The 25,320-nt window shown below is 44.7% G+C and carries 31 protein-coding genes and 1 riboswitch; of the genes, 8 read left to right on the top strand and 23 right to left on the bottom strand.

Annotated features, from left to right (window positions below; translation table 11 throughout):
- Positions 1–76 precede the first annotated feature (76 nt).
- Together JSY36_RS10200 and JSY36_RS10205 are read right to left on the bottom strand one after the other, a co-directional pair.
- Positions 77–1,438 (bottom strand): TrkH family potassium uptake protein, encoded by a 1,362-nt coding sequence (locus JSY36_RS10200; RefSeq protein WP_419466040.1) that lies wholly within the window; start codon positions 1,436–1,438, stop codon positions 77–79.
- Entirely contained in the window at positions 1,410–2,075 is a 666-nt protein-coding gene (locus tag JSY36_RS10205; RefSeq protein ID WP_122897445.1) for a potassium channel family protein, read from the bottom strand. Before JSY36_RS10205 ends, JSY36_RS10200 begins: the two co-directional genes overlap by 29 nt.
- 70 nt (positions 2,076–2,145) lie before the next feature.
- A riboswitch (cyclic di-AMP (ydaO/yuaA leader) is annotated at positions 2,146–2,296 on the bottom strand.
- Positions 2,297–2,452: 156 nt separating this feature from the next.
- Here JSY36_RS10205 and JSY36_RS10210 point away from each other — a divergent pair.
- From JSY36_RS10210 to JSY36_RS10220, 3 genes are all read left to right on the top strand, one after another.
- Positions 2,453–3,226, top strand: a complete 774-nt coding sequence (locus JSY36_RS10210; protein ID WP_205166306.1) for a class I SAM-dependent methyltransferase — start codon at positions 2,453–2,455, stop codon at positions 3,224–3,226.
- Positions 3,227–3,239: 13 nt separating this feature from the next.
- Positions 3,240–3,668, top strand: a complete 429-nt coding sequence (locus JSY36_RS10215) for a DUF1801 domain-containing protein (protein ID WP_205166307.1) — start codon at positions 3,240–3,242, stop codon at positions 3,666–3,668.
- Positions 3,669–3,831: 163 nt separating this feature from the next.
- Entirely contained in the window at positions 3,832–3,921 is a 90-nt protein-coding gene (locus tag JSY36_RS10220) for a YjcZ family sporulation protein (RefSeq protein ID WP_205166308.1), read from the top strand.
- Positions 3,922–4,002: 81 nt separating this feature from the next.
- Here the strand turns inward: JSY36_RS10220 and JSY36_RS10225 are convergent, their stop codons facing one another.
- The 11 genes from JSY36_RS10225 to JSY36_RS10270 all read right to left on the bottom strand — a co-directional run bounded on the left by JSY36_RS10225 (position 4,003) and on the right by JSY36_RS10270 (position 11,365).
- A complete protein-coding gene (locus JSY36_RS10225) occupies positions 4,003–4,632 on the bottom strand; it encodes an O-methyltransferase (protein ID WP_336511469.1) in 630 nt (209 codons plus the stop codon).
- A gap of 20 nt (positions 4,633–4,652) precedes the next feature.
- Positions 4,653–5,198, bottom strand: coding sequence for a nitroreductase family protein (locus JSY36_RS10230; RefSeq protein ID WP_205166310.1), 546 nt, complete (start codon positions 5,196–5,198; stop codon positions 4,653–4,655).
- A 197-nt stretch (positions 5,199–5,395) separates the two neighbouring features.
- Positions 5,396–5,959 (bottom strand): FtsW/RodA/SpoVE family cell cycle protein, encoded by a 564-nt coding sequence (locus JSY36_RS10235; RefSeq protein WP_336511477.1) that lies wholly within the window; start codon positions 5,957–5,959, stop codon positions 5,396–5,398.
- Positions 5,853–6,695, bottom strand: a complete 843-nt coding sequence (locus JSY36_RS20840; RefSeq protein WP_336511470.1) for a permease prefix domain 1-containing protein — start codon at positions 6,693–6,695, stop codon at positions 5,853–5,855. Before JSY36_RS20840 ends, JSY36_RS10235 begins: the two co-directional genes overlap by 107 nt.
- On the bottom strand, positions 6,695–7,144 hold the full coding sequence (locus tag JSY36_RS10240) for a helix-turn-helix transcriptional regulator (protein ID WP_205166312.1): 450 nt from the start codon (positions 7,142–7,144) through the stop codon (positions 6,695–6,697). The genes JSY36_RS20840 and JSY36_RS10240 overlap by 1 nt, the downstream gene beginning before the upstream one ends.
- Complete coding sequence (locus JSY36_RS10245) at positions 7,141–7,695, bottom strand: sigma-70 family RNA polymerase sigma factor (RefSeq protein ID WP_205166313.1); 555 nt, start codon at positions 7,693–7,695, stop codon at positions 7,141–7,143. Before JSY36_RS10245 ends, JSY36_RS10240 begins: the two co-directional genes overlap by 4 nt.
- 100 nt (positions 7,696–7,795) lie before the next feature.
- Positions 7,796–8,467 (bottom strand): HAD-IA family hydrolase, encoded by a 672-nt coding sequence (locus JSY36_RS10250; RefSeq protein ID WP_205166314.1) that lies wholly within the window; start codon positions 8,465–8,467, stop codon positions 7,796–7,798.
- Between the two features lie 52 nt (positions 8,468–8,519).
- Positions 8,520–9,272, bottom strand: a complete 753-nt coding sequence (locus tag JSY36_RS10255) for a class I SAM-dependent methyltransferase (protein ID WP_205166315.1) — start codon at positions 9,270–9,272, stop codon at positions 8,520–8,522.
- Positions 9,273–9,351: 79 nt separating this feature from the next.
- Complete coding sequence (locus JSY36_RS10260; protein WP_205166316.1) at positions 9,352–9,840, bottom strand: GNAT family N-acetyltransferase; 489 nt, start codon at positions 9,838–9,840, stop codon at positions 9,352–9,354.
- A 28-nt stretch (positions 9,841–9,868) separates the two neighbouring features.
- Positions 9,869–10,546 carry a hypothetical protein gene (locus JSY36_RS10265; protein WP_205166317.1) on the bottom strand — a complete coding sequence of 226 codons (678 nt, stop codon included), beginning with the start codon at positions 10,544–10,546 and terminating at the stop codon, positions 9,869–9,871.
- 57 nt (positions 10,547–10,603) lie between these two features.
- The gene (locus JSY36_RS10270; protein WP_205166318.1) at positions 10,604–11,365 is read right to left on the bottom strand and encodes a kanamycin nucleotidyltransferase C-terminal domain-containing protein; all 762 of its coding nucleotides are present in this window, start codon (positions 11,363–11,365) and stop codon (positions 10,604–10,606) included.
- Positions 11,366–11,652: 287 nt separating this feature from the next.
- On the opposite strand from JSY36_RS10270, the gene JSY36_RS10275 reads away from it, so the two are divergent.
- A complete protein-coding gene (locus tag JSY36_RS10275; RefSeq protein ID WP_205166319.1) occupies positions 11,653–13,377 on the top strand; it encodes a WG repeat-containing protein in 1,725 nt (574 codons plus the stop codon).
- Positions 13,378–13,726: 349 nt separating this feature from the next.
- On the opposite strand, the gene JSY36_RS10280 is transcribed toward JSY36_RS10275, so the two are convergent.
- Entirely contained in the window at positions 13,727–13,981 is a 255-nt protein-coding gene (locus JSY36_RS10280) for a hypothetical protein (protein WP_205166320.1), read from the bottom strand.
- Between the two features lie 393 nt (positions 13,982–14,374).
- Positions 14,375–15,031 (bottom strand): carboxymuconolactone decarboxylase family protein, encoded by a 657-nt coding sequence (locus JSY36_RS10285; RefSeq protein WP_205166321.1) that lies wholly within the window; start codon positions 15,029–15,031, stop codon positions 14,375–14,377.
- 176 nt (positions 15,032–15,207) lie between these two features.
- Between JSY36_RS10285 and JSY36_RS10290 the strand changes: the two genes are divergently transcribed.
- A complete protein-coding gene (locus tag JSY36_RS10290) occupies positions 15,208–16,575 on the top strand; it encodes a polysaccharide deacetylase family protein (protein ID WP_205166322.1) in 1,368 nt (455 codons plus the stop codon).
- 221 nt (positions 16,576–16,796) lie between these two features.
- Here JSY36_RS10290 and JSY36_RS10295 read toward each other — a convergent pair whose 3' ends face one another.
- From JSY36_RS10295 to dcd, 6 genes are all read right to left on the bottom strand, one after another.
- Complete coding sequence (locus JSY36_RS10295) at positions 16,797–17,219, bottom strand: hypothetical protein (protein ID WP_205166323.1); 423 nt, start codon at positions 17,217–17,219, stop codon at positions 16,797–16,799.
- Positions 17,220–17,458: 239 nt separating this feature from the next.
- Positions 17,459–18,646 carry a GTP-binding protein gene (locus tag JSY36_RS10300; RefSeq protein ID WP_205166324.1) on the bottom strand — a complete coding sequence of 396 codons (1,188 nt, stop codon included), beginning with the start codon at positions 18,644–18,646 and terminating at the stop codon, positions 17,459–17,461.
- A gap of 18 nt (positions 18,647–18,664) precedes the next feature.
- The gene (gene sufU / locus JSY36_RS10305; protein ID WP_205166325.1) at positions 18,665–19,087 is read right to left on the bottom strand and encodes a Fe-S cluster assembly sulfur transfer protein SufU; all 423 of its coding nucleotides are present in this window, start codon (positions 19,085–19,087) and stop codon (positions 18,665–18,667) included.
- A gap of 86 nt (positions 19,088–19,173) precedes the next feature.
- A complete protein-coding gene (rpsN, locus tag JSY36_RS10310) occupies positions 19,174–19,443 on the bottom strand; it encodes a 30S ribosomal protein S14 (protein WP_205166326.1) in 270 nt (89 codons plus the stop codon).
- 19 nt (positions 19,444–19,462) lie between these two features.
- Positions 19,463–20,449: a CobW family GTP-binding protein gene (locus JSY36_RS10315; protein ID WP_205166327.1), complete on the bottom strand. Its 987-nt coding sequence runs from the start codon at positions 20,447–20,449 to the stop codon at positions 19,463–19,465.
- 81 nt (positions 20,450–20,530) lie between these two features.
- Positions 20,531–21,100, bottom strand: coding sequence for a dCTP deaminase (gene dcd, locus JSY36_RS10320; RefSeq protein ID WP_205166328.1), 570 nt, complete (start codon positions 21,098–21,100; stop codon positions 20,531–20,533).
- Positions 21,101–21,203: 103 nt separating this feature from the next.
- On the opposite strand from dcd, the gene JSY36_RS10325 reads away from it, so the two are divergent.
- Positions 21,204–21,566: a hypothetical protein gene (locus tag JSY36_RS10325; protein ID WP_205166329.1), complete on the top strand. Its 363-nt coding sequence runs from the start codon at positions 21,204–21,206 to the stop codon at positions 21,564–21,566.
- An 808-nt stretch (positions 21,567–22,374) separates the two neighbouring features.
- Here the strand turns inward: JSY36_RS10325 and JSY36_RS10330 are convergent.
- Together JSY36_RS10330 and JSY36_RS10335 are read right to left on the bottom strand one after the other, a co-directional pair.
- A complete protein-coding gene (locus JSY36_RS10330) occupies positions 22,375–23,112 on the bottom strand; it encodes an SDR family oxidoreductase (protein WP_205166330.1) in 738 nt (245 codons plus the stop codon).
- Positions 23,113–23,203: 91 nt separating this feature from the next.
- A complete protein-coding gene (locus tag JSY36_RS10335) occupies positions 23,204–23,791 on the bottom strand; it encodes a hypothetical protein (protein ID WP_205166331.1) in 588 nt (195 codons plus the stop codon).
- A 359-nt stretch (positions 23,792–24,150) separates the two neighbouring features.
- Here JSY36_RS10335 and JSY36_RS10340 point away from each other — a divergent pair, with 359 nt between their 5' ends.
- Positions 24,151–24,726, top strand: coding sequence for a hypothetical protein (locus tag JSY36_RS10340; protein ID WP_205166332.1), 576 nt, complete (start codon positions 24,151–24,153; stop codon positions 24,724–24,726).
- A 15-nt stretch (positions 24,727–24,741) separates the two neighbouring features.
- Positions 24,742–25,245 (top strand): hypothetical protein, encoded by a 504-nt coding sequence (locus JSY36_RS10345; RefSeq protein WP_205166333.1) that lies wholly within the window; start codon positions 24,742–24,744, stop codon positions 25,243–25,245.
- Positions 25,246–25,320: the final 75 nt, after the last annotated feature.

Below are 25,320 nucleotides of genomic sequence, written 5' to 3' on the forward strand. Positions count from 1 at the left end.
CCTTTCTTTCACCTGTATAATTTGTTGTACCCTTCAATAAAAAAGATACCCCGGCTGCCTGCCAGGGTATCTCCTGTTAACCTGTAAAAATGTCCCCTTTGGGATAGCGGACATTGCTTGATTTCGACTTAGCCAGAGCAAAAGCCAGGGTCACCGGACCAATTCGTCCGATGATCATCAGAACGATGATGACTTGTTTTCCAATTCCGGACAGTTCATCAGTGAGGCCCATGGATAAACCGACCGTACCGAAAGCTGAAAATGCCTCAAATACGACTAAGATATAAGGGGCATCTTCGGTAAGAGACAGGATGAAAATACTCACCAGCACCGCAGACAGACTGACCACTACGATAGCCAGTGCTCTTACAACAATGTGATCCTGAATCGTACGTTCAAAAATAACCGGTTCTTTTTTCCCCCGCAAATAAGCGGTAACTGCAAGCACAATCACAAGAAAGGTAGTAAGTTTTATCCCACTTCCTGTAGAAGCGCTGCCTGCTCCTATAAACATAAGGAGAAGCATGAATGTAATGGTACTAGGTTCCATACTTCCAATATCGATCGTATTAAACCCGGCTGTCCGGGGTGTAACAGCCTGAAAATAGGAAGCCCATATCTTTTCATACCATAAGAACCCACCAAGGGTCTCAGGGTTTCCATACTCCAGTATGAAGATAATAAACATAGCAGCAACGTTGACAATAAGAGTCCCTGTAATCATGATTTTTGAATGGAGGGACAACTGTCTGAAGTTCTTCGTTCTAATCGAGTCATAAACAACGGTAAAACCAATACCCCCGGTAATAAAAAGGATTGTAATGATCAGGTTGACAGCAGGGTCTCCGACATAGCCCGACAGACTGTCAGACCACAGGGAAAAGCCTGCGTTGTTAAAGGCTGAAATGGCGTGAAACAAGCTTGTGAATAAGCCAAATGACCAGCCATACTCAGGTACCCACCTGAGAGCCAGAAAGACGGTTGCAATCAGCTCCATGGAAAAAGCAAATACCAGCAGCATTTTCACCAGCCTGACCATCCCGCCCATTGTAGGCTGATTAAACGATTCCTGAACGAGCATACGTTCTTTCAGGCCGATTTTCTTTCCCAATGCAAGGACAATTAAGATCGCAAACGTCATGAGTCCCAGGCCGCCAAGCTTAATTAGTATCATAATCACCGTCTGACCGAACACAGTAAAGTCGGATCCGGTATCCAGCACGACCAGCCCCGTTACAGTCGTTGCTGATGTGGCTGTAAAGAGAGCATCAATAAATGAAACTGGCTCTGTTGCAGCGAATGGAAGAAGCAGCAGTATTGTGCCGCAGATAATTGCCCATATAAATCCACCCGCCAGCACCTGAGGCGGGGTTAAATGGTTAAACGACTTCCTGAGACGCCCCATTTTTTTACAGACCTTCGTCTTCAAAACGGTCAAGGTCATTTTTATGGCCCATCACAATGAGAATATCATTTTCACGGACGATGTCATCAGGAAGAGGGGCGATATTCATTGCCTCTCCTCTTTTTATAGCAAGAATTGTGACACCGTATTTTGCGCGAACGTTCAACTCAATCAGCGTTTGTTTGCTTACTTTTTTGGAAGCAAGGAGTTCAACGATGCTATAGTCATCGGACAGATCGATAAAGTCAATGATCTTTTCAGAACTCATGTTATGTGCAATTCTTTTCCCCATATCAAACTCGGGGTGCACAACAAGATCTGCCCCAATCTTATCGAGGACCTTTTGGTGGTAACTGTTCTGTGCTTTTGCCCAGACTTTTTCAATACCCATTTCTTTAAGAACAAGTGTGGTTAAAATACTGGCCTGAATGTTGTCCCCGATCGCCACAACAACATGGTCGAAGTTACCGATGCCAATACTCTTTAAAGACTGCTCATCCGTGCTGTCCAGCTGTACGGCATGGGTAGCAAATTTTGCATATTCATTTACCTTTTCCTCTTCTTTGTCCACAGCAAGCACTTCATGGCCCATTTCAAAGAGTTCCTTACACACGCTCCCTCCGAAACGACCAAGGCCTACAACAGCAAACTGCTTTTTCTTTTTAGACATGTTCTCCACTCCTTTGATGTTTTAAAAAAGAAAAAAACCATCTCAAAGAAATGGTCTGTTAGTCAGACCTTTCTCTCCTACATGACGCTTACGAGGTTAGCTGTCGGATTAGGGACTGAGAGTATCCCTTCTTTTAAAAATAAAAAGATTCACCCCAAGGCAGATTGCCGGTTGTGGTTCCCCCGCACTGTGTATACTTACAGTTTCAGCGATGAAAAGGCGTCATATTCGGTTTTATGAAATGAATTTACTCCTCCAGCCAGGTTTTGTCAATAAAAATAAAAGAAGTCTGAATATTTAATTTCATGAACATTCGTTATCATTTCACCAGTCATGGTAAAATAATGAAGAATCTCCATTGAGGGAGGATATTGGATATGAACGATGAAGTAAAACGAAAAGTGATTGACCAGTTTGGTAAAAACGCAGAGAAGTATGTAACAAGCGAAACGCATGCAAAAGGGGAGGATCTCCCCGTAATCGTGGAGTGGCTCAAACCGTCCAAAAAGGATGTTGTCCTGGACATTGCCACCGGCGGCGGGCATGTTGCTAAGACTTTATCCCCTTTTGTCTCCCGGGTTTTTGCTACCGACCTGACAAAAGACATGCTCTCAAACACGGCGAGACACCTGAATGACACTTACAAAAACATCTCCTTTGTGATTGCCGATGCCGAGGAACTGCCCTTTCTCGACGGTACCTTTGATGTGGTAACCTGCCGGATTGCCCCGCACCATTTTCCAAAGCCGGATGCTTTTGTCCATGAAGCTGCCAGAGTGCTAAAACCCGGCGGTGCTTTTTTAATGATTGATAATGTTGTGCCTGAAGATCATCAGCTTGCTGAGTTTATGAACACAATGGAACACCTTCGTGACACAAGTCATAACCGTTGCCTTTCCGTAAACGAATGGCGCATGCTGTTTTCCTCCTCCGGCCTTGAAGAATCGCAATCCATTCTGCGCAAAAAAACATACACCTTTCCTGCCTGGGTTGAGCGTACCACTGAAAGTGAAGAGCAGATCCGTTCGGTGTATGACCACATCCTACACGCAAATAAAGACATTCAAAGCTACTTCCAGGTAAAAGTTGAAGATGACACCGTAACGTCCGTCTCCATTGACGAATGGATGGTTCTCTGCAGAAAAAAATAGAGGAGCGAGTGATATGGGATACGAGCTGAAAACGAAACAGACCGAAAACAGTGTGGTCGAATTTATTGAAACGGTCGGCAGCCCAAAGAAACGTGAAGATGCATACAGGCTCCTTGATATATTTACCGAAGCGAGCGGGTGTCCTGCAAAGATGTGGGGTCCCAGTATGATCGGGTTTGGAAGGTATCACTATAAGTATCCTACCGGTCATGAAGGAGACATGTTCCTTGCCGGTTTTTCTCCAAGAAAAGCAAAAATCAGTCTGTACTTTGCCACAGGAGATGAAAAGCGCCATGATCTTTTGAAGGATTTCGGCAAACATAAGACCGGCAAAGCATGTGTATACATCAACAAGCTTGCCGACGTAAATGAAGATGTGCTCAGACAGCTCATCATCCAGTCTGTAGTCTTTCTAAAAGAAACCTACCCCGATTCCAAATAATAAGAGTGTGCACGACAGGACTCCATTCCTTTCGTGCACACTTTTATTTTTATTCAGCATTAATAGAGACAGACGTTGATTTATTGCAGGACGCCCCCATATACCTAAGCATGTCTAAGTTTTTTACATAAATTATTAGTACATACGAAAGGAGGCGTTCTGCATGAGCCACAGAAAAGACAACAACGTATTTGGTTTACTCGTTGTGTTGTTCGTACTATTAGTCATTGTTGGTTGCGCTTGTAGTTTCTAAAATAAAAATAAGAAAGGGCAGTCATCTTCCATGACTGCCCTCTTTTTTTGCTGTTTTATATAGCATTACTATAACATGAAATTACTTCACCCTGCTTACAAGAACACCGTCCCCGATAGGAACAAGGATGGACTCGAGTCGCGGATCCTTTGCTGCAAATTCGTTGAACTCTCTGAGGAATCTGGTATTTTCTTCGTCATTACCCTCATCCACCACTTTTCCTCCCCAGAGGACGTTGTCTGCGACAATGAGTGCACCAGGCTCTGCACAGAGCAGGGCAGATTCAATGTAGACTGGATAGTTTTCTTTATCTGCATCAATAAAAAAGAAGTCATACGTCTCGCCATCAGCCACCAGATCTGTGAAGCTCTCAACAGCATCACCTACCCGGTATGTCACTTTATGATCAAGACCGGCTTTTTTCATATTCGTTTCTGCAACCTTTGCATGTTCAGACTCCAGCTCAAGAGACGTAAGCCGCCCGTCCTCCGGCAATCCCCGGGCCATCCAGATCCCGCTGTATCCGCCCAGTGCTCCTACTTCCAGAATGTTTTTCGCCCCTGCGATTTTAACGAGCAGATAAAGAAACTTACCTGCTTCACTGGGTACTGAAATCTCGGGCAGACCGTTTTCCTTAAGGAAGGTTATTACGTCTTTTAACACATCGTCTTCTTCAGCAAAAAGGTTCTGTATGTAATCGCTTGTTTTCACATCAACCACCTCATTTTCCTTTAAGAGTAAACTGTCAGCTTTTCTTTTGCACTCGTTCTTGTTTTCGCAACTGGAATGTCCTCTTCCCTAAAATAACCTAAGTGAAGGAATCCGGCTACCTTTTCGTCTTTTTCAATGCCCAAAATATCATGAACTTTCGGTTCGTAAATATGGGGGTTCGTTTTCCAGACCACACCAAGCTTTTGTTCCCAGGCAAGAAGCTGGAAGTTTTGAATCAGGCTGCTTACAGCCCCGAAATTTTCATCCCACTGCTTCTGCCTCGGGTCTTGTTTCATTACAACGATGAGAAAGGCCGCCGGCTGGCTGAAATAGTTGCGGCGGTTTTCCTGTTTTTCTTTCGGAAATGTTGCAACCAGCTTTGCTACAAACTCCTCTTTCTTCTCACCCGGGACAAATATAAACCTCCACGGCTCTCTCAGGCCGTGATTCGGAGCGTAGACTGCATCTTCAAGTAAACTCAAAACTGTCTCTTCTTTAACAGGATCACTGGTATACCCTGATTTTATTGAACGTCTTTCACGGATCGTTTTTGCTATTGTAGTCATGTCTTATACTCTCCCTGTCAGGCTGATCATAGATAGGTAACAATAATTGAGATTCATTCTCAATAAACTCATTCTAGTGAACTTTCTGATATGTGTCAAATGATACTTTAATAATTACAAGAGGCAGACTCTAAGGTGACAATATACCTTTTGAGTCTGCCTCTGCTTCTTTCCTCTTTTGGATCATCAACTTTCATTTATCCGGCTGCCGTTTGGCTTCCTACGATATCTTTTCTCCTGTACACACTTAAAATCAGGCCGGTAAACACAGCAAAAATGACATGACTCGTAAGCCCGATGCCTATAAGAGGCAATGGAAAAGTTACGATCGGTAGAATGCCGAACATCATTAACAGATTCCAGGACGTAGAAAAGATCATAACTGTGACTCCTGCAGTAACAATCATCATTCCCGGCCGATCCGCAGTCTTTCTCGTGATGATAAACATTCGAATTAACAGACCGATCAATAAAACAGCTGTAACAGATGCGGGAATCCAACCAAAGTTGTAAACAATGCCTACAAAAATATACTCATTGAGTAAATTCAGACTGAGACTGGAATCCCCCCTGCCGAACATGACAGAACCATCCAAAAATCCTTGAAGAATGTTCGGAATGTAGGCTTCAGAGCTGCCTGGATAACTGTTCGGGTTAATCCAGTATTGCAGCCTCCGCAGCTGGTATCCGGGAAGAATAAGTAACATCCAGCATAAGCCGAAAAAGGCAGATCCAACCTGAATGGCGGCTAGTTTGAATATATCTCTCTTGTTCTTCAATGAAACAAAGAGAATCGTCATCGCTGTGAACAGATAGTATACTCACAGATATGGAGCCGAATGTGCCGAAAAACAAAGCCGGGACCCAGACAGCCGCAGTAACGGTCAGGGAAAAGTACTTCTTTCCCTTTCGTTCTGTAACCAGTCCAACCAGCCCGATGATACAAAGCATAGCAACAAACCAGGAGTCGATCCGGATATGATCCCCCAGCCGGAAGAACACCTGTCCATTATAGAAATTGCCGGAAATGAAGAAAAGAATGATCAAGCTCAGGGAACCCCAGTAAAACCGTGGCCAGGCCTTTAAAATAGGACGGTAATCCAGAAACATAATTCCTAAAACAACGGCCAGCGAAACAGCGCTCATGAAAAGTTTGCCGGAAATGAGAGAGTACGAAGATCCACCCATCCATGGAGTGAAAAAAAGGACGGGCATCATCCCAGCTCCTAAAAGAAGGGAAAACAACCCGATAATCAACCAGTCGACCTTTGGTTTATGAAGCTGATTCATTACTCTCCCTAATGAGGATGGACTTCCCATCTGTTCGACAGCCAATGTGGCTGCTTCCACATGAGAAGAACCTTTATCCTTGTTTTCTCTGATCCGTTTTTCAATATGGGAGCGCAATTCTCTGTCTACAAGCTCTTTCGCTTCCTTTGAACGGATATGACTGGTAACCCGGCTTAAAAATTGGTCGATTTGATCAGAAGAATTCATTACACGAGCCCACCTTCCAGGTGAAGCTGCAAAGAGCGGCGCTCAGCCTGATCATCTGCTTTCTCCCATTTCATGAGAATACGGGTCCCCTTTTTCATGAGAATGTACTCTTTGACCTGCTCCCCGTTCTCATCTTTCTGCCACTGTGAACCGATCAGCCGCTTCTGTTCGAGACGGTGAAGGAGAATATAAAGCTGTCCTTCCTGAGCCTCAAGGTCTACGGCTTCCCTTTTATGACGGATTGCCTTGAAGATGGAATATCCGGAGAGTGGTCCGCTTTCAAGTGACTGCAGCAGTAAGATAGCCATACTTTCTTCTACTGGTTTGTTGACGATGTAGGATGCTGATGTTTCTTTAATAATATTCCGGGCCTGTTTATCTGAAAACCGCACTTCACGAAACACCGTTCCATCCATCGCCTTTTTCAATCCTTTTAACGGATCACTCATGTTGTTTCCTCCTTCCCGAGCTTTTCTTTCAGCATTTTTCTTGCACGTCTCAGTCTGGTCTTGACCGTATTTTCCCTCACATTCATGAGTGTGCTGATTTCCTTTGAGGTTAGTTCTTCGTAGTAATATAAATAGACAGCTTCTCGGTATTTCGCAGGCAGTCCGAGAACCGAATGAACAAGACACTCCTCTTCAGAACGTGCAACGATTTTGTCGTCTATGGATTTATCTTTTGACCGGGCATGCATCACTGTATCGTTATCGTATATAAACTGCCGGTAATGCCAGCTTCGGACATAGTCTTTACAATGATTAATGGCAATCCGGTAAATCCAGGTTTTCAGTGTGGATTCCTGCTTAAAGGAATCAAGCTTTTTGAATACTTTTATGAAGATTTCCTGAGTCAGATCCTCTGCCAAAGCCTGATCTTTCACATAGGTATAAACCAGCTGCTGAATGGACTGACCGTAATCCGTAACGATAGCTGTAAAATCATCAGTATGTATATTTCCTTCACTGCTCATATGACTGTATGCTTCACTCTCTCCCATTTCCTTGCCCCCTTACTCTACTTCTTTGACGGAGCAGGTTATATGATAGTTTCACAGAAAATAAAAAATCTGCCTTGAATTTCCTTCAAGACAGATTCTATCACAGCTTTTGCTCCAAACTTGTAATCAGACCGGGTAAAGTCCTGAAATCTCTCATCACCCTGTCTGCATCGGTGCATTCAAGGGCAGCTGTTTCTTTCCAGACAGCCTTCATACCTGCTGCCCAGGCTGCCTTGACGTCGTTTACGGGGTGGTCCCCGATAAAGACAGCCTGGTCTGCTTTTACACCGAGACGGGCCAGGGCACGATGAAAAATGTCTGCATCAGGCTTTTTGATCCCCTCCCTTTCGGAGATCACGATTGTATCAAAATAAGGTTCAATGCCCAGAGCCCTTATATTGTTTAACTGAAAAGGAACTCTTCCGTTTGATACGATCCCCAGTTTATATCTGTCTCGCTTTAACTGCTTGAGTGTATCAGCCATGTGGGGAAAACCGACGCAATGCCCCTGAAAGCTTACAAGATAATCATTCAGCAGTTCCGACCAGGTAATATCAGTGATCGAAAATTCCGCTGTAAGCTCCTTGTACACCTGGTCTTTCCATACGTAACCCCGTTCATCAAGTTCTATAAATCTCTCGGTGTAGCGAGCTTTTGAGACATTTCCCAAAAGCATGCCCAGACGATCGTACTGGTTCTGTATAAAGTGCCACACGGAAGTATCCCTGTCCAGCAGCGTCCCGTCCAGATCAAAGAGAACGGCCTTAATCACAGTTTTACCGCCTTTTTAACAGTCCAAGCTAAAGTAAGCATGTGTTTCCTCCTTACTTTACTGCTTCGAAAGTCATGACCTGTCCCGCTTTATCTGGATATTTTCCAAATTCATAGTCCGCTGAAATAACAATATCCGTAAAGCCCGTCTCTTTGAGGACCATTCTAAATTCCTCCACACCGTACCAGCGGAGACAGAAACGTTCGAGCTCTGTCTGCACGAGTCTTCCTTCGTGCCAGCGTTCATAGCGGTTGTAGGAAACGGAATACTGGTTTATCCGGTCGACTTCAACCGTTTTGGACTCGAGAGTAATAATATCACCGTTTTCCTTTTCCCAGGATCTGGTGGAAACAAGTCCTTCTTTAAAGTCCTCCGGCAAAAAGAGGTCAAGAATCAGTCGTCCCCCCGGCTCAAGGTGATCATAAAAATTCTTCAATGCCTGAAGGGAGGCTTCTCTTTCGTGAAGTAAAAGAAACGTTCCCGTAGGCACAACAATCACTTCAAAGCTTTTATCAAGAGTAAAGGTCTCCATTTCACCCTTAAAAAGGCTTGGCTTGAGCCCTCGCTGTCTCCCGTTCTTTTCGCAGATGGCAAGCATTTCACGGGACACATCAAAGCCTTCAACATCGAACCCCTTTTCCAATAGAGGAATGAGGATCCGTCCTGTTCCTGCAGCCGGTTCAAGAATCGGCCCCCTGCATCCTGCAAGACGCTCAGCGTAAAACTCAATATCGCCGAATGAATGACCGACCGGTTTATCCATATCATAAACTTCAGCGGAAAGCGTACTGTAATAATTCAGCAAAAGAAAAACCTCCCCCAATATCATCTGCTATTAGTTTAGCAGATTTCCTGGAAGAAGTATCCTGTACCAAGCTATAAGACTAAGGTATCTGAGTTAAAGAGAGACTGTATATGTACTGCTCCCCCACCGGTCCGGTTATCTTACGCCCCGTGTCTGCAAAACCTGTTTTAATGTATAACCTTTGGGCGGGGATATTTTTTACATTCACAGACAGGACAATTTCACAGCAGTCCGGGAAAGCGTCGTGCATAAATGCTTTTAACTGAAGGAGTCCGGATTTTGCGACCCCCTTCCCCTGATACTTGTAGTCAATTGAAAAACCGGTAAGAAGCATGGCCTCCGGATTTTCTGTATACGCTTTTACCCGCTCCGATTTATGCAGTAAAAAGAAGCCAGCGGGCTGATCGTCACTCACAATGACGATTCGGTGCTGCCCTTTCTTTACCTGGATCATATCTCTTGGAAAGGAAGTGAAAACCGCCTGTTCCCTTGGTAATTGAAAATTCATCAGATTGATCAGATACTTCGGATGATAGTGTGTGAGTCGGACTTTTGTCGTGTTCTTCATGGCGTGCCCCTCATAATAAGTTCTCTCTTTATTTAAACACATTCAAGGTTTCCGATACACTTTCGAGGCTTGTGACTGGCGGAAGTTTGCCGTTCCCATCACGGACGATCATGTATGCATGCTCCGGAGTTCCTTTAAATCTGACAATCAGTTCGACACCGTCCGCTCCTTCCTTTTGAAGTTGCTTCCAATAGGAGTAAATCTCATTCTCAACAGCTTCTGTCAATGGCTGATCAAAGGAAATCGCCAGATCAATGTAAATGGTCAGCCAGAGTTTCTCTTTCATGTCCTCAACAGGCTTACCAAGATCCCCGGGGTCTTTTTCTGCCTCGTCACGGTAGTTGACATTGATGTCTGCCGACGCCACGTGACTGAGTTCGTTTCTTTCATTGACCCAGGTCTGAAGTGCTCTTTCCCGCCACACTTCTTCCAAATAACGGTCAATGGTCTCCCCGGGCCGTTTCCAGGATTCAAAGACAACGCCGTCTGAGGTTGTGATGGTTGCACCGTACCCCGCAGTGCGGCTGTAAAAACCATTCGAATGTGCAATCGTGATTTGATATTTTTGCTCCATCTCTTTCTCCAATAATTGTACGGTTTCTTCGATTTGTTGCGCCTTTCCGTAAACCTGGTCGTATACCAGAAAAGACATTGTCACTGCAAAAAGAATAACCAGTGCACCGGTCCAAAACCATGTTCTTTTCACCTTTAACCACCTCTTCCCAGAGAATTATTCTGCAGATTCAGCGGTTTTTCCTTCCTGTTAAAACGGCAGGGAAGTTTCCTTGTAGCTAATGCCCAGCTCTTCATACCATTCATTCAGTCCGGTCCACAGTTTTTCGCAATGTTGATAAACCACTTCCAGGTCATGCAGCCTGCCTTCCATAACCAATATAGCCAGCTCCTTATAGCCTTCTGGTCTGTATGGAAGATTGAGAGATTCTTCAAAGGTACTCACTCTTGTGACGTAGATGTGCCTGTTGGCGAGGCCGATCAATTTCGCTGTCTGCCAGACGAGATCCCTTGCACCCATAGGCAGGTAATGAGGATCTCCTTCCTCATACTGATTTCTGATTTTCCCCATCGTTTCATAAGGTTCCCAGATCATGAATTCGCGCATCGTTTCTTTTATTTCAGACTCGGGGATCTGCAAAGGAACTTCCTTCACCTCTTCAAACAGACCTTCCGGGTCAAAGAGCGGCATAATACGGGTGAAAACACCGGCTTTAATCGACCATGAGTCGTCTATCAGCCGGGCACGTTTAAAAAAGTCACTTTTTTGACGGACACTCAGCTCAATTTTAAATTTGCCGTAAATGAATTCATAATTCTCCAACGTAAATCCTTCTTCTGTCACAACATGCATTTCAATATCTGAATAAGGACCTTCTTCGTTCCTGCCAACGGAGCCATAGACGCCGATTGCCAGAACCTGTTCACTGTATGTATCCAGCAACCTGTCCTTTACCTCTGTGATCATCGTCATTTTTTCTTCTCTCGTAGTCTTCGCCGGATATGAAAGCAATGTCTGTTCCTCCTTTAGAAAAAAGATGTTTCTGACTGTTAAAAATGCGTAAATCAGGACTGTGGCTGCAAAGGTCAGAATTGCCGCCATCACAAACCCGTGTAGAATTCGCCTTGGGCAGCCAGTCCGAAATCATATCTTTGATGTGATCCCCCTGCTACACCCGCCTTTTCCATTATTATTAAAGGTTAACATAAATACCCACTTTCCATCACCTTACCCTGCCAGGCACCTCTCCCCTTTGTACCCATAAACTAATAGAAAAACAGTATGGGGGTTTTCGGTATATGGAGAATGATTTTTATGTGCCCCGTTTGTTTCCTGCGTCGGTGAACACAACAGAGGGTAAGGTGTGGGGATATATAAACAGCCGGGGACAGTTCGTCTTCCAACCTCAATTTGAAGAAGCCCTCGACTTTCAGGAGAACGGGCTGGCCATAGTGAGTGATAAAGGGACCGGGGTGATTAATGAGGACGGGGAGTATGTGGTTCCTCCGGTTTACAGCTGGATCCTTCCATTTTCAGATGGGAGGGCTGTTGTGATGGAAGAGGATGGCGGTTCCCGTGTGATTGATGAAGAGGGGAATGTTCTGAGTGATGCGGTCTATCCGTTTATCAGTCCATACAAGGAGGGGCGGGCGGTTTTTCAGACTGAGACAGATGATGGCTCGATTGTGTACGGGTACCTTGATCTGAGCGGCAGCCCGGTGATTCCCGCTCAGTACCGGTATGCGTTTGATTTTAGTGAAGGAAAAGCTCTTGTTCAGGTAAGGGACGGCCTTTATGCTCTGATTGATATGGAGGGTGAACAGCTTCAGACCTTCCCCTATGCACAGATGAGCGGCCCCGGTGACGGACTTCTTTCGTTTAAAGAGACGTATCAGGATAAGGCAGGGTACGTGAATGAACAGGGGGAAGTGGTGATCGAGCCGCAGTTTGCCATGGCCCTGCCTTTTGAGAATGGGAGAGCGGTGGTAAACATGTCTGACGACGTGAAAAACCTGTACGGTCTGATCGATAAAGCAGGGGCATTTGTAATCGCTCCTGAGTATAATGACATTCTTTTACTCGGCCATGACCGTGCAGCTGTCGGCAGGGCCATCCGTGAAGATGCGCCGTATATGGGATCGTATTATGCCATTGCCGATGCCGGGAGCGGCGACATTCTTACAGATTTTTTTTACAATTCCGTAAGCGACTTCCGGCACGGGTACAGTTCTGTGACAGAAGGCAGACGTTCGTTTTTTATTACGAAAAAAGGGACCCGGGCACAGAACCTGCCTGTCATTGACGGCACGGGTACCTTAACGCTTGAAGGTTCGCTCATTAAAGCATTTGTGGATCAGCGCCTGTCCTATTATGACCGGAACGGCAGGATTGTTTGGGCTCAGAATACGATGATCCCACTTACAGACACCGTGTCAATTCGCGAGGAAAAGTACAAACCGAACAAAGACTATCTTGTCTACTATCCTCAATTGGAAGGTATGGCAGACACCTCAGCTCAGGAGCGGGTAAACCGCATTCTTAGCCAGGAATCCCAAGTAAAGCCTGTTCCGCCGGGTAGTCAGCTTGATTACAGCTATACAGGGGATTTTTCGGTCAAATTCTTTGAAAAAGACCTGCTTGTTCTTGAGCTTGCCGGCTATAACTACCCATTTGGCGCCGCTCACGGGATGCCCACTCAGACGATGGTAAATGTCAATGTCGTAACAGGCGAAATTTATGAATTGAGTGATTTATTTTTGCCCGGGAGTGATTATGTTGCAGTCATCAGTGACATTATCGGAACAATGATTGTAGCCGAGACCGATGGGTACTATTTCCCGGATGCATATGAGGGAATCAGGCCCGACCAGCCGTTTTATGTAACGGAAGATGGGCTTTGGATTTATTTTACCCCATATGAGATTGCTCCTTATGCAGCAGGCTTCCCTACGTTTAATATCCCGTTTCCAGAAATCATGGAGCTGATCAATACTGAAGGGGCGTTCTGGAGGGCGTTTCATTAATAGGTCCTGGGGGCTGTAACCGAGGTTTCATACAATTGCTATTTTAATAAAGACGTCTCCGCAAATTGACAATCGCTCCGTACGCTCGTTTTTTACGAGGTTGACCCGGAAAATAAAAACGACTTTTGGATCAGCCTCTTTTTTTGCAGATGATTCACATTGCAAAAACGATGGATTCACGGCTTATGTCTCGGATTCAAGGCTTCCACACGTCTATTAACGGGTTCACATTGTTAATAAACGTTTTCTGCTTGGCCATTAACGGTTTCCCTCTCTAAATTAACGGGTTGTGGTAAAAACCCTCGTGCAAATTGGGGAACTCAGATATGGAAGGTTGAGAAGCTCCTCCCTACCATCGGATGAAATAAAGCACTGCATTAACTGCAAAGAGGAAGGAAAAGAAAAACAGTTTATGCTCTTCATTCTTATCTGCATTTTTCTTTTTTAATGCAACAGCATTCACAAACATGGCTGTGCTAAGGAAAACGAAGGCAATCCCGCTCATCAGCCTGCCTGGTATGGAGAAATCAATAAACAAGCTGATAAACAGAGAAACCATGATCGCACCTGCGAATCCGATTAATAACTTGACTGTAAGATTCATCCCAATCCTCCAAATTTTAAAAGAGGCTGGAACAAAAGTGTTTTTTATCAAAGAGAATCCGAACAAAAATTGCATTTTCATGAAGTAAACGCTCGTCACTGCCGGGTCTCACCTTTGCTTTTCAGAAGGCACTGGAAAAGTTCGATCTTTAACTTTTCCAGTGCCTTCTAAGCAATGAGCGTAACGGTTGCATTTTTAAAAAGCCTGGTATGAGTGGGTTTCTCGTAACAGGCGCGCAACCTCAAATAAAAGGCACTGAAAAAGTTGTTTTGTACTTTTTCAGTGCCTTCCTTTTAATCCCGAGGGGGTCTGTGTATATTTCATCCGCTAAGTTAATGCATTGTCCGAATTCTCAGCTAAACACTTTCTTTATGTTCCAGCCTATTTACTGTGTCAGCGGTCATAGGCATTTAACGCATTAATACCATGGGCAAGTGCGGAACCTGCTTTCAGCGTTGTGGCGACCATGATCGCTTCGGAAATTTCCTTAAACGTGGCTTCTGCCTTTTTTGCCCCTTTCGTGTGAATGTTGATGCAGTATGCACAACCGGTAGTATGAGCGACGGCGACGGCAATCAGTTCTTTTTCCTTTACCGTCAGATGCCCTTCACTCATCACCTGCTTGTCGAAGTCCATAAATGCCTGTGTGGTTTCTCCGTTAATTTCAGCAAACTCTCTCAGCCTCTCAAAGTACGCCCCTTTATACAGCTCATCCTGACCTTTTCCATCAAAGGCATTCAAGGCGTTCACGCTGTGAGCTAAAGCCGAACCTGCTTTTAGGGCAGAAGCAACCATAATCGCTTCGGCTACTTCTTCTTTGGAAGCTTCCTGTTCTTTTACATTGGCAATGTGAAGCTCAATGCAGTACGCACATCCCGTAGTGTGGGCAACCGCTACAGCAATGAGTTCTTTTTGCTTTGCCGTAAGGGTTTCAGAAGCCAGCGCTTTGTTGTTTACTTTCATAAACGCATCATAAGACTCCGGTGCAAGACTTTTCAGCTCCTCCAGCCGTCCGATCGATGATTTTGTGTACAGCACATCCTGATTCATTTTGGATCCTCCTCGTGTTTTTTGAGTCTTCTAGTCCATTCCCCTTCTAAAGCGAATAAAACAGGGAATATCGTACTCATTTTCATTCACAGTTATTACACATTTTCACACTGATACTCCCGGCGGTAACTTGTTATACTGATATTGTTTTTGACTACAGCGATCGGAGTGACATTATGAAAGCATATATCGTTTCTTTATCAATACTTTCATTCTTTCTGTTGACCTCCTGTTCAATGGAGGACGAACCTGAGGAAATTGTTGAAAAAATAAAGTCAGGCTATGACGGTGTTGATATCGTTACTGAAGTACTCGAGGGTGAGACCTACCGCTACTCCCTTTCATACCCTTCTTTGGAAAACGAGGAAGCAGATGCGGAAGTTTCCGGCTACGTGGAAAAAGCAAAATCGTCTTTTCTTGAAAAGGCAGACGAGTCTCCTGAAAGCGGGGCGATGCCTCTCGTGATGACGTTCTCTTCTAATATTGAGAAAGTATTGGACGGGAACTATTATTCTTTCATTTTTACACACGACTACTATCTGGGGGATGCCAATGGCATGGTCCACCGGACTGCCATGACACTGGATACGAAAACAATGGAACCCGTTGAAATTGAGACCCTCTTTGATGAAGACTACCTGGAAGTTCTTTCCGGCCTTGTTAAAAAAGAAATGCGGGAAAAATACGAGGACGCGGTTTTGGATGAACACATAGATGAATTCACCGCCCCGGTAAAAGAAAACTTTACTGACTTTTCCCTGACTGAAAACGGGATTGTTTTTACTTATGAAAAATACAAGTGGACAAAAGGGTCTGCAGGAGCGCCTATGGTGGAGGTTCCGTTTGAGGACCTGGAAGACGTGATGGACGAAGAGTTTCTGAAGACTGTGGCTGGTAAGGAGAGAGGCAGTATGCCTGAAGAAGAGCCGGCAGGGGAAGAACAAACCGGTGCGCCCGGGAGCGGGGATGAGGAAGCTGGGGGTGTGCCCAAAAAACAGGTAGCCCTGACTTATGATGACGGCCCCCATTCGGAGCATACCACTGAGCTCCTTCGTCACCTGGATGAATTTGATGCAAAGGCAACCTTTTTCCTTCTTGGAAGCCACGTGGAATCCCATCCCTCTATTGTAAAAGAGATATCCGCATCGGGACATGAAATCGGCAACCATACGTGGAATCACCCCGATTTAACAACGTTGGAGCCGGATCAGGTTGCAAAGGAAATCCAGGCTACAAATGAAATCATTTATAAGGTTACGGGGGAAAAGCCAACAGTTTTTCGCCCTCCGTACGGCGCCAGTGATGACACAGTAGGCCAGGCACTTACAGAGCCGGAGATTCTCTGGACCCTTGATACCTTCGACTGGCAGACAGAAAGCCCTGAGGAAATTACGAAAGTGGTGATGTCTGAGGTGACTGACGGCTCGATCATCCTTTTGCACGACATCCACGAGAGGTCCATTAAAGCCTCACGGATCATTTTAGAAGAATTAAAGGAAGAAGGCTATGAGTTTGTGACCGTATCAGAGCTCATAGACCCATAAAAAAACTGTTCCGGAGGGATGCTCTCCGGAACAGTTTTTTTTAGGGCTGGTTTGTGGTTCCAGCTGTCAGGCGAATGATTTTAGACTGGGTTGGGCTCGTTGTTCATCGCTTTCTTCCAATTATCCATCTACTTCATCCCTGACAGTCATTTATTCATCATCTTCAGCGGTTTGTTCCACGAGTTTACCGATTTGTTCATCGACTTCCCCCCGCACACTCCTTACTCTCCACCGACAATCGTAAAGGAAGATGGTGATTCATTTTCATAGAGTTCGATCACGTCATAGTCCTGATCAAACGTAATTCTGTAAAGGCTGTGATACTGTAAGTTATCGTTCCCATAGTCCTCTGTCCATTCACGGGAGAAGGAAATTGTAACCGTATCCCCATGACTTTCAGTTTTTACATTACTAAAGTGAGACGCCTCTTCTCCCACGGTGACCACGCCGCTGGTGAGAAAAAGGTAAGCTTCTTTTTTCCCTCCAACCTCATAAAGGTGAGCTCCTCCCTGACCTTCTACCTCTTGGACGAACTCTCTTACACCTTTTCTTGCCTGATCCATGCTGACTTCCGTAACAGCCAGATCCTTACTGCAGCCCGTCAATATTAGTAAACCAAGAATCATTACCCCAGATCGTTTCATCGTTTCCTCCCGGATTGCCGTTTTTGCTGAACCAGTAAGTGTAATGAACACTCGAGATTAGCTTCCAACATTTTCAACCTCTTTACTGAATGATTATTTTCGCTTTTCAAAGTCAATTATCCTTTGTTATCCGTTATTCAGCTTCAAGCGAAAAGAGGAAAGCTTTACTATTTACATTCAAAAAGCACGGCACATCCATTATCAGATAAACAAAAACTGCCTTTTAACCAATTGAATAATCAGTTCTTCACCTGTTCTTCTTCAAAGGGGTTGAAAAGCTCACTCCAGTCGGACACGTATTCCTCGGGGGTTAAAAGACAACGGTCCAGTTGTGCTTCTATTTTCTTCTGATCGAGTTTGACTACTATGATTACAAGCTCTGTTTTTCTGTCCCCGAATTCCGGATCCCACTCTTCCTCAAGTTTTGGGTTGGCTTGTAAATACTGCTGTTGTTCTGATTCAGCCAGTGTGGCAACCCAGTAAGCAACCGGATTTATGGAGATGGACGGACCTGCCTGCGAGAGGAGCAGTGCATAGTGGTTATGTGTCGCACACCATATGATTCCTTTTGCACGGACTACTTCTTTTGGGAGAGCGTTAAGCCATTCAGCAAGCCTTCCTGAATGAAAAGGCAGCCTTCTTCTGTAAACGAAACTTGAGATACCATACTCCTCTGTTTCCGGTGTATGTTCAGGTGACTGAAGCTCTTTAATCCACCCTGCAGAGCTGCTTGCTTTCTCAAAATCGAAGCGTGTCTCATTGAGTAATTGACTCACACTGATTTTTCCATAGTTTGTTTTAATCAGTTCAGCGTCAGGTTGAAGCCTGCGAAGAACACCTTCAAGCTCATCAACTTTTTGATCGTCAACCATATCTGTTTTGTTCATAATCAGGACGTTGCAAAACTCAATCTGATCAATCAGAAGATCCACCACTTCACGCTGATCGTCTTCACCGAGTGCCTCAGCCCTGTCCAGCAGCGTGTCACCGGATGAGAAGTCATCCCAGAAGCGATACGTGTCTACAACGGTAACCATATTGTTCACATAGCAAAAGCGTGTCAGGTCAATCCCTGTTTCTTCATCAATGTATGAAAACGTCTGAGCCACCGGTACAGGTTCACTGATCCCCGTTGATTCGATAACAATGTGATCAATGTCTCCCTGCTTTACCAGGGCTTCTACTTCCACGAGGAGGTCTTCGCGAAGGGTACAGCAAATACACCCGTTTGACATCTCTACCAGCTTTTCTTCTGTCCGTTTGAATCCGCCATTTTCAACAAGATCTGCATCCACATTAATTTCACTCATGTCATTTACAATTACCGCTACCCGGAGATTTTCCCGGTTTGCGAGAATATTGTTCAAAATGGTCGTCTTACCCGCACCAAGATAGCCGCTAAGTACAGTAACAGGGATTTTTCTCATCTTTTTGTCATCTCCTTTTTATTCTCTAAAGAAAGCCCGGTCAAGAGCCTGCCAAGGCATTAGCGCACAGTTGTGGCGGGCTTTTAATTTATGAACACCTTCAAGAGAAAGGGCGTCGCCTAAATCGATTTCCTGATCGGTTGGAGGAACTCCGTTTCTTATAAGCTGTTCCATTGCTTCTTTCATTTGATTTACTTCAGTTACATGTTTTCCCCGCACCAGAACTGTCATCATTGAACAGGAAGCCATACTGATGCTGCATCCTTCCCCTGTAAAGCTTACATCTTCTATTACATTGTCTTTATTTATCGTCCAGTAAAGGGTCATCACATCTCCGCACGTGGGATTTTTATAATTCAAATGCTCGTTGCCGCCTTTACGGTGGTTTCTTCTGTACCTGGCATGATCCATGATGAGCTGTCTGTATAAATCATCAAGCATTTTTATCAGCCTCCATTCATAAAAAAGAGAGCTGAGTGTATGCTTTACACTCAGCTGAAAATCGTATTATAGAGGGGGAATCGTGCTTACCAGCTTGATTTTTTAACACCAGGAACCTGTCCTTTGTGGGCAAGCTCCCGAAGTGCAATCCGGGACATTTCAAATTTGCGCAGGTAGCCTCTTGGTCTGCCTGTTACTTTACAACGGTTGTTCAAACGTGTTGGAGAGGAATTGCGGGGCAGCTTTGCCAGGGCTGCATAATCTCCTTTCTCTTTCAGCTCACGTCGTTTCTCTGCATATTGTTCTACTAATCTCTCGCGTTTTTTCTGGCGTTCGACCATTGCTTTCTTAGCCATACTATCTTCCTCCTAATCATTACTTACTTTTTTCACACGTTTTAAATTGTGACTGAAACCACTCATAGTCAAGGTCTTTTCCGATAATCACAAATTCACTTTTTCGACTGCCGCGGGTTTCCCAGGGAGACCCTGCTTTACCTGCAAAGAGCATATGAACACCTTGAAAGACGATCCTTTTCTCAAATCCCGCAGCAGAAATAATTCCTTTGTACCGGTACATCTGCTCGCCTTTTTCGTCAATAATCCTGCCAAACCACTTTTCAAAAGCAGTCATGTCCATATCGTTTTTACTCGTCAAAACAATGGCAGTAATGTCAGGATCAAGGTGATGGGAATTGAGCTCGGATGGTTCAATCAGCCGCTTTTCATGCAGATCAAATGAAAACTTATTGAGCAGATCTTTTATGACCACACTTCCATGAGATCCTGACTGAATTTGCGGACCGGGATTTACTGCCAGCAGACGGTTACTTACCTTTTTAACATCTTCCTCTGATACCAGGTCAGTCTTATTTAGAATAAAATGATCTGCAAACGCCGCCTGCTTAAGAACCTCTTCATGCTCATGCATCTGTTTTGGAAAATGATAACAATCAATAACGGTGATAATGGTGTCCAAATGATAAATCTCTGAAAGTTCCGGGTCGAAAAAAAAGGACTGGGCAATCGGTGCAGGCTCTGCCAGGCCTGTGGTTTCGATTAAAACACGATCAAAAGGGGTATGTCCCCCTTCTTCCACTGCCTGAATCAGTGCATACAACGTGTTTATTAAATCTGTACGGACTTTGCAGCACAGACAACCGTTATTCAACTCATAAATGTCTTCTTCCGAACTGATCACCAGTTGATGATCAATACCGGTTTTTCCAAACTCATTCACAATAACAGCGATTCGTTCTTCCTGCTTGTTCATAAGTATTTCATTTAACAGCGTTGTTTTTCCTGACCCGAGGAAACCTGTCAAAATCGAAACAGGGATTCTTTCAGGTCGCTTAAACACCATATAACAACCACCCGCAATTCTTTGAATGATCACAACATATCGTAACTATTACGATTTACACTTTGGATTATATCGTAATGATTACGATTTGTCAAAGGGGGTCTTCTGTTTTACATTTTTTACTTCCATGTCCTTATAAATCATGCTGCCAACAGCACCGGTCTGATGCTGATACTTGCCTTTGTACGGCTTTTCACTTGGACGATCCATCTCTGCAAAAACGAGCTGACAGATGCGCCTGCCCGAAGTCAGCTCAATAGGTACTTTATTTGCATTGAATAATTCAAGAGTGATTTCACCTTTAAAGCCCGGATCAACCCATCCCGCATTTTGAATAAAGAGCCCCATTCTCCCAATACTGCTTCGTCCTTCAACAAATGCAGAAAGGCAGTCTGGTAACTCTATGGACTGTTCCGTTGCAGCTAGAAGAAATGATTGAGGGGGGATGATCACACGTTCAGTTTCAAAGGAAACTTCCTGTACCGGCCGGTTAAGTGAAATCAGCTCCACCTGATGCTCGTTCATTTTTCTGAAACTGGTCCCCAGAGTCAGATCCACAGAAGCAGGTTGAATCTGCTCTTCTGTTATTGGAGTAATGGATAACAGTCCCTGCTGCATATACTGTTTTATTCCTGAATCCGATAAAATCATTGGCATCCCCTCTTTACATGTATGAATAGATTATGATTAAATACCATTATAAAACGTAACTATTACGATTTAAAGAGCGGATTTGAGGAAGGGGTCGTCCAAGATGAACGAACGGCGATATGAATTTGCCCGTCATCAGTGTATTCAGCGTTTACCGGAGCCGGAACGAAGCGTCTATTTATTTGTTGAAAAAAGAGAGCTGTCTCTTGCTGACGAAGCAGTGAGTGAAAACCATTATGTACGTCTTCTTCAGCAACAGTCTCCGATCTTTGCGGCAGCGGAACACTTCAAAATGGAAGCGGCCGTTGTATTCGAAACCGTTCAGCGTATTGAAGCTTCTCTGGAGGCGAAGGTCTCAGAGTATGAAAAGCGCCTTAAGCTGATTGATTATACAGACGAATTTCGTTTGCAGGGGCTGTGCCGGGGAGATGAGCGGGTAAAGTATTACTTTCTGGTGGAGGGATAATCACGGTGAGGGGTGCAGGAGCTTCTTAACTTCTTTAACGGCTTCATCACTGTGATTAACGGATTAACCGCTCCCATTACCGGGTTGGTTGAAAAAATCACTCAATAGAAATAAAAAACGAGGCTGAGACATAAAGAAAGTATTTAGCTGAGAATGCGAACGATCCGCTGTCAAAGCGGATGAAATATCCGCAGAATCCTGCGGGATGAAAAGAAGGCACTGGAAAAGTTAAAGATCGAACTTTTCAGTGCCTTCTGAAAAGCAAAGGTGAGACCCCAGTGACGAGCGTTTGCTTCATGAGAATGCGACGAGATGCTTCGACGCATACAGCTTCATAAGGGTAGCTGGCAGAGGAAGAAGCAGGTAAGCTGGAGGAGGGTAACCCGCTTCCCGCGGAAAGCGAAGTATATTTCAGGAGCGGTTTATTAGCGCCGCTTTGGTTTGTTCAGATTCTCGTTAACTATAACACTTTTGTCCCTGCCTCGCCTCTCTATCTATTACGCTGTTTTCGGAAGTATTGTTGCTTTTACACAAGAAAAGTTGAAGCAGAAGGGCTCAAGACTCCTGTGGCAGTGACGAGCGTTGGCATCATGAATCTGCTTCGAGTTGCTTCGACGCAAACACTTCGAAGCATAAGCTTGTAGAGGAAGAAGCAGGAACCACTTCTACTGAAGACCCCACAGGGCGCAGCCCGAGGAGGCTTGCCAGCACCGCCACGGAAAGCGAAGGGCCCGTATGCTTCAACAACAATTCTAAGTGATGAAGAAAATAATAAAAAAGCACCAATCTATACGAAAACAGCCATCTATTATGACTGCATCGGGCGCACAACCACTTCGTTCACATTTACAGAAGCGGGCTGTCCGATCGCATAGACAACGGCATTGGCAATATCCTCTGCCTTAAGCTTGTTCATGTCACGGTCTTTAAACATAGCAATGACATCCTCATCCGTAATGTGTTCTGTGAGCTCAGATTCCACAGCACCAGGTGAAATGTTTGTTACCCGGACACCGGCTTTGGACAGCTCTTTTTCCATCCCCATGGACAGTGCGCGAACCGCGTATTTCGTGGCACTGTAAACGGCACTTGAAGGGAAAACTTCGTGCCCGGCAACACTGGAGACGTTAATAATCTGACCGCCGCCCTGTTCCAGCATGGCCGGAAGTGACGCATGGATGCCGAAAAGAACCCCTTTGATATTCACATCGACCATTCTTTCCCATTCATCGACCTTGTCGTTTTTCATAAATGACAATTGCATCACACCTGCATTATTCACAAGCACATCAACACTGCCAAATTCCTGTTTCGTCTTTTCAACGAGCTGCTCAACTTCCGTTCTGTTTGTCACATCGGTTTTCACAACAAGTGACTTTTGTCCGGTTTCTGATTCAATTCGAGATGACAATTGTTCAAGCTTGTCCGTCCGGCGTGCTGCAAGAACAACCTTCGCACCAGCTTCTGCGGCTCGTAAAGCAATCGCCTCGCCGATTCCGCTGCTTGCTCCTGTAATAACAACAACCTTGTCTTTTACATTTTCCATTTTGCACCTCTCCTTTCGATCGTTGAGCAATTGAACTCACCTTTTTACCTTAGCACGGGTTCCTGAGCTGATGAAAACAATCCGCCTGAGATTAATGGTTAACCATACTGTTTGCTACACGAATCAGTTCAGCTTCTCTGGTCTTCCCCTTAAACTCTATCGTATAAATCATCTTGTTTTTCACAAAACGAAGCCCGCCAGTCTCAATGCAGGCTTTGGTCCCGTCTGTAAGCTCGACCTCTTCACCGGTTTTCATTATCTCTGTTCCATGCGTTATTTTTACGGTTATCGATTGAAGCAATTCATGATTGCCATACTCTATAGTCAGGGTTTCCCCCTCATACTCCGTCTCCACATGGGTGATTGGATAAGGAAATGCTGATGGAACGAGGACACGCATCTTCACCTTTTTTTCGAACCGTTCCCGTCCTTTCTGCTCATTCATAAACGGATTGGCTCCATCATAGACAACCCGGATATCTGTAATTATTCGTGCTTCGTTGGTTGTCACTTCCCATATAAATGCCAGTCTTGCAGGTTCGTCACCTTCAAAGTAGCCCAGGGCCACTGTTTTATTTTGATGGGGAGAATTCAGTCCTTCATAGCTCGCAATGGCCGTGTGTTCCCGGAATGGAGGAATAACCACACCTTCTATTGTATATTCCTTTGCCCTTTCCACTTCTCCGCCTGCTAAATATCGTACAAACTCACCCACTTCTTTTTCAGCCGCTTCAACAGAATTTCAATTTAAGAACAATACACCTATTAAAATAAGCAGAGCCATCACGCTTTTTCCCATTTTCAAAAGTCCCCTCATGCTTTACGTTTTTACCTGTCCCTCATCAGGCAGGTCTATGCACTCAGCCTCTCCCTAAATTATCCATTTATCCGTTGCACACTTCCTACCCCCACACCTGGACTTCTTTACTCTTTTAAAGTGTGTACATATTTTTAGTATTTTCTTAACTTTCAACACTTTCCCATTCTGCTATATTAAAAGAGTTCGACCAAACATACCTTTGAAGGAGAGAAAAGCTGATGCACACTTATGTAAAACGTTCGTTGTCTACGTTCCTCGCTCTTATTGTCATGCTTATTGCCCTGCCTGTTTCGGAAGTGGAAGCTAATACATATGATTGGAATATCTACTCCAATTCCATTGAGTACAAACAAACGGGTCAGTCATTCGCCAACCGATCCTGTGGTCAGGTTAACAATGCAACTCAAGGATTCTTCCGTCTCCCCAATACCTCTTCATCTCAAACCATCGCAAGCTACCCGATCGACCAGCGAAGTGTTGAACTCGATTTTGGAAGCTGTTCCACTTACGGAATGACACACGTGTTAGCCCGCCACGCTCCGGAACACTTTATCGGTAACCCGACACCTGTACAATCTTTCTTTAACCCCGGCCGCTCCCTCGGAAACTATGAAGCAATTATCGGCGACATTATTGCCCAAAACCGCACGCAAATTGCCAACTATGGATTTACAAGTAACGGTACTGTCGTGTACGGTAATGTTAGTCAAGGCTCTGTCCGCCTCGTCATTAAAGGCGGTAAAGTTATTACCATGTATCCATCAGGGTGGGGACTTGGTGAACGTCAATATTAAGAGGACTGATGCCGTTTGATTTCAGTAGAAAGCTACTTTACAGTGCAAGATAAAAAGGAGAAATCATGGATCCCCTGCTCAGACCTGGAGAAACTCTCAACACATCTTCCCTTAACTCAACCCGTGTTCCCGGGTATTCTCGTTATCCAGGGGGACGAGTACTTTGCTTTTGGTGAAAAGTATGAAGACAGCATCGACCAGCTGTGGCTGGGACTGCTTCACTCCCTTGAAAATCTGGGTGAAGAAGGAACATCGCCTTTCGTTTATCAGCCCATCGATTTTTATATGAAAAAGAGCGAAGACGCTTTGGTTATCAGCATTACCCACAGGGGTACCATCATGGACGAGTGGACGTTTCCATTCTATGAAGCTGTAACCGCGATTCTTCATGGTGCCGAAGATTTTTTTACTACAGTCAAAATGCTGAACCTCCAGCTGTTTAAAGACGACATTCATCTCATACAATGCCGGATCATTAATTTGAAAGAAGACTATAAAAAAAGCAGCGGGTCCCAGTAGGGAACGCTGCTTTTTTTATATTTTACAGGCCGTACCACGAAAGGTTTGTACTGTTCATTATAAATTTCCGGGTCC

This window comes from Alteribacter salitolerans (assembly GCF_016901055.1).
Lineage (GTDB): Bacteria > Bacillota > Bacilli > Bacillales > Salisediminibacteriaceae > Alteribacter > Alteribacter keqinensis.